Here is a 4728-nt window from a genome sequence, read left to right as displayed (position 1 = left end):
TTTTGATTAGCACCTATTTCTATATCTTTGTTTTCTCCTACATATTCATGAGAGTTTTTAGCCACTCTTACTTTATTATCTACTCCTACATTTAAGGTATTGCTTAATCCTACTATGGTATCTTTAGATAAGCCTACATTAGTTAAGTATTCTCCTCCTACATTGACATTTTTAGCTAAGTCTATGGTTTGAGTATGAACCTTTTTAATCCTTTCATTATAAATTCCATCCACTATAGAATCTTTATCATTTAAGATTCTTTGAGTGAAATTATGTTGTACTAATTCATCATAATCCTTTTGGGCTTTTAAATAAATTTGTTCTTTATCTTTTATATTTGAGAGGGTAAGTTCAATGGCCTTGTTTTGTATAGTTTAAATCTTTAGTCATTTTAACACTAAATGTGTTATTCCTTGTGTTGTTTTAAATGCAGGTGCGCTAAAATAAGCAAATAAGATTAATTGATATTTTTCATTCATATTATAAAGTTTATTCCTATCATCTTGTGAAAGCATAGAAGTATTAAAGGTTATATCATTTCCTTGAAGATTTTCTAAAATTTTAATTTTAGATTGATTACATTCTAATTCCTCTTCTTTTTTTATACAATATGCCCATTTAATTGCCTCATCGAAGAAAAATTTCTCCTCATTATTTAAGTAAGCTCTAACAAAAATAGTTTTATTGTAAGGGATTTTATCAGTAGTATTTTGCTGTTCTTTTTCTTTATAAGCTTTCAAATTTGTGATATATAAATTCTTTCTTGAATTTTTTATTTGTTTTTCATACCCATTTGTCTCAGTATCTAAATAAAGATTTTATCCAAAATCTTGCATGCTTACTTTATTTGTAAAAGTATAATAACCTCCTTGCTTATCTGCAGAACTTAAAGAGACTATTGCCACATTTCCAATTTTATGTATTTGACTTGTGCTAAAGCCTTCTAAGGTTTTTGTAGCTATAATACATTTTGTAGCCCTTTTAAAAAAAGAAGAGTTTTCATCTAAAATTAAATCAATCTTGAAACTGCTCTTATAAATGCCTTCTTGATACTCTAACTTTAAACTTTCATAAATCCTTCTATTCTCACAATTATGAAGAAATACTTTAGTGATGGTTTCATGATTATTTCCATTTTTATCTAAAATCTTAAGATTATTGAGTGTTAATTCAAAATTTCCCCTCTATGTAATAAAATCTCTTCGCTACTATATCTTTCTAGTTTTAAATAGATTTTTAGCATCTTTGAAGCTTTATCTTGTAAAATTTTAAATTGATTTTCTTTAGCAAAACTGTATAATTCTATAGCATTTTCTTCATTGCTAGTAAGAGCAACTTTTAAAATCCCATCGTTTTTATTAATAAAATATGATATATTGTTTTTTACTGTTTTAAAGTATATTTCATTTTCTTTTTTTAAAATAAGTTCTTCTTGGGTGCTACAAGAAAAAACTTGTGGATTAATTGCTTGTTGTTCTTCTTGTGTTGGATCATATTTTAAATACATTAGCTCACATTGATCTTCTATCAATTTAGTGCAATCTATTTTTGCTTTTGCTCCTATAAGTAGGGTAATAAAAGTATTTTTAGGTTGTTTTATTTGTATAATAGATGGAGTAGGATTTGGATAGAGTATAAGAATATTATGGGGTGTATTTGCTTCTAGTTTTTCAAACTTTTGTCTTAAAGTTTTATTAAGCAAGGCAACATTATCCAATTTATTAGCACCTAAATTCTCACAATAATTAGCAATACAATAAATATTATCTAAGCTAAAATTTTTTTTGAGTGAGGGTGTTTAGGTAATCTAAATGAGGCTTAAGGATGGTAGTGATGTATTCATATGTAAATTTAAAATACTTATCAAGATCTCTATTTTTAGAATCATTCTTAAATATCTGAATATTTTCTTGAGTTAAATTTCTTGCTTCATATTCTTCTATATGCTTGTAAATTATTTTTTTATTAAATGTGACAATATTGAGACACTGAAATATTTCTAAAATATTCTCAAAAGATATTCCATTATATAATTTAAAGATTTCCGACTCCCACCATCTCCTTTTTGTAAGTCCCAATAATTCTCTCCCGTTTGAAGTGTTGGTTGTATATCGTAAATAAAACCAAATTAAAAACCTATTTTGTTGCCTAACGGCTCCTAGAAGTAATTCTCCATAATAATTATAAGCCCTAGATACCAAAGCGATTCTTTCATAAGATTTTGAAATTTTATTGTCAATTTTATTTTCATATGATTGCAGTGTTAGGGAAAATAATTTATAGGCATTATCTTGTGTTTTTAAATCAAGACTAAGTATTGTTAGTTTTTCTAGTTTTTCAATTGCTTGTGTTGTAGTAATTGCATTAGTTCGCAGTTTTTCTAAAATGTCTTTTTCTTCATTAGATATTTGCCAATTATCCCCAAAAATATTTTTATATAAACAAGTGATGGTATTTAGAGAATTAACTTTTAAATCTAATCCAAAACCAACGGCTATACTTTTACCGCCATCACCATAAGGCTTTAAAAAATTACCACTCTAAAATAAAGAACTTTTTATATCTACTTTAATATTACAAATTAAAACTCCTAAAAGGATCGCATAAGTTTCATCATCTAAAGTTTCAATATTCATTATTATTCCTTTATAAACTCCATAGTCCAATCTGGATTAGTCCCTGCACCACAAGATTTAAAAATAGATAAACTTATATTACAAGATTCTATTGCATTCAAAGGATTTTTTGATCTAAAACCTTTTTGTGTTTTTTGCAAGAGCACTTTGCACATTTTTTCTACATTATTTTCATCTTTTATTTTTAAATATAAAATTGCTTGATTTGGAGAAAGTATTTTTAAGTGCAATAATTTATCATATTTGTGTATTTTGCAAGTAGAATATTTATACAAAGATTCATATTCAGCCAAGCAAATTTCATTATTGCACTCTAAAAAGCGAAAAATTTGTTGCCTACTTTTTGATAAATCTATATCTTGCGAATCTATATTTTCAGAAAAACCATATACACCACTCCATTCTTGTATGTTTTGATTTGCAAAAAGTATTTGTATTAAACATAATATCAATATGACTATTTTATTATTCATACATTCTCCTTAAGCAATATATGTTTATAATTTGAATTTTCAAAAGCAATAAGAAGCTTTGCACATTCTTTTTTATAATCATTTTCATTTAATTTTTTAACATCATAAAGCATTATTGCATTTCCTTTTTATAGATATCTCCCCACTCAAATATCGTTTGGTTGCCACACATTGTGCTACAAAAATAATCGGGTGAATTAAATACTTTCTCATCTCTTATAAATACAATACCCTGTTGATTTTTCCTAATATAAATTTTACAATTTGCAAAATCCTTATCATCATTTAAAGCTATAGCTTCTTGTTGAGATTTTATCTGTAATTTCAAAGTTATATCGCATTCGTGCATATCATTAAATTCACTTTTATGGAGGATAGCCTCATATCTAGCTTCACAAATATTAAACTTATCACACTTTTTTATTGTAAAGCTCCCCATATAAAGATTTTCTTGTAATGTATAAGTCCCAAGCCACACATTGCCCGTGTGTGCTGTGTAATTTTGCAATTCCCCAACTCTATTTTGCAAAAGCTCTTTTACACATTCTTTAGATTTGCATTGATTTAGGGTTTGAAGCCATAATCGTTGCGATGTTAAAAGCTTATTTTGCTCATTTTTGTTTAGATTCTGTCTTAGTTCTTTATATGTCTTTGCCATATATCTATCAAGTTTTTGTAACTCCCCACTTTCATCATTACAAATCATCTTTTCAACCTTACTTTTTGCTTTAGCACAATCAAAACTAGGTTTGGCTTCTTTTGGGGATTGTGCATTAGCACTAATGGCTAACATTAAACACAATCCTAAAACTATTAAAAACTTTTGCATAAGAACTCCTCCTTTAAATAGAAATTAATTTTATTTATTTGTAAGCTTTTAAATTCCTCATAGCTTAAATTTGTTGTCTTAATTGGCATTTAGTTTCCTAATAATTTATTAAGTTTTTTATCTTTTGTAAAAGCTTGATAGAGCTTCTCATAGTATATTTTATATTTTTCTACCGCTTCATCAAATAAATCTGCATTTGCTTCATTAATCCGAACATCTACAAGAAAGTAATTCCACTGCATAATATTGTAAGCCATAAAATCTATAACAATGCTTTGAGTAGTGTTTTCAAAAAAATTGTTAAATAGATTATAATTGGATAAAAACCCTACGTTCATATCGTAGGTTCCATTAGAGTTTTCAATTGGGACAACAAAATCTTTCACTCTTTCATTAAAGCCCCATCTTTCTCTATTAACTCCACTATCTATCATTTTAAAAGCTAAAGTAGCAATCGCTTCTAAATAAATTTGTTTTATGCAATAATTAGACTGACGGTCTTCTTGTTTTTTTGTCTCAAATGGTGCAACAAAATAGCATTGAAATATATTTCTATTACTCATAACAGAGTGATTAAAATATTTCAGTTTTTCTCTTGTTTTTTGCCCCTCTTTTGTATCTTTAGGGATACTCTTTAGTATTGAAAAATAGAGTTTAGAATACAATCTATCAAGTTTTTGTAACTCCCCACTTTTATCATTACAAATCATCTTTTCTACTTTTGTACTTGCTTTAGCACAATCAAAACTAGGTTTGGCTTCTTTTGGGGATTGTGCATTAGCACTAATGG

The 4728-nt window shown here is 27.1% G+C and carries 6 protein-coding genes; all 6 read right to left on the bottom strand.

Features of this window, described 5'->3' with window-relative positions:
• On the bottom strand, window positions 1–317 hold a 317-nt coding region (locus tag AJN64_RS08715; RefSeq protein WP_410002379.1), incomplete at its 3' end, for a bacteriophage T4 gp5 trimerisation domain-containing protein.
• 69 nt (window positions 318–386) lie between these two features.
• Window positions 387–740, bottom strand: a complete 354-nt coding sequence (locus tag AJN64_RS09840) for a hypothetical protein (protein WP_193552365.1) — start codon at window positions 738–740, stop codon at window positions 387–389.
• Between the two features lie 425 nt (window positions 741–1165).
• A complete protein-coding gene (locus AJN64_RS09835; RefSeq protein ID WP_261665714.1) occupies window positions 1166–1717 on the bottom strand; it encodes a hypothetical protein in 552 nt (183 codons plus the stop codon).
• Window positions 1718–2638: 921 nt separating this feature from the next.
• Window positions 2639–3109, bottom strand: coding sequence for a hypothetical protein (locus tag AJN64_RS08700; protein ID WP_250606941.1), 471 nt, complete (start codon window positions 3107–3109; stop codon window positions 2639–2641).
• 112 nt (window positions 3110–3221) lie between these two features.
• On the bottom strand, window positions 3222–3938 hold the full coding sequence (locus AJN64_RS09830) for a lysozyme inhibitor LprI family protein (RefSeq protein ID WP_261665713.1): 717 nt from the start codon (window positions 3936–3938) through the stop codon (window positions 3222–3224).
• A gap of 89 nt (window positions 3939–4027) precedes the next feature.
• Complete coding sequence (locus tag AJN64_RS08690; RefSeq protein ID WP_070288354.1) at window positions 4028–4726, bottom strand: lysozyme inhibitor LprI family protein; 699 nt, start codon at window positions 4724–4726, stop codon at window positions 4028–4030.
• Window positions 4727–4728 lie beyond the last annotated feature (2 nt).

The organism is Campylobacter sp. BCW_4332 (assembly GCF_001763175.1).
GTDB lineage: Bacteria > Campylobacterota > Campylobacteria > Campylobacterales > Campylobacteraceae > Campylobacter_D > Campylobacter_D jejuni.
Note: the sequence above shows the minus strand (reverse complement) of the source record. Positions and strands in the feature narration are given on the sequence as shown.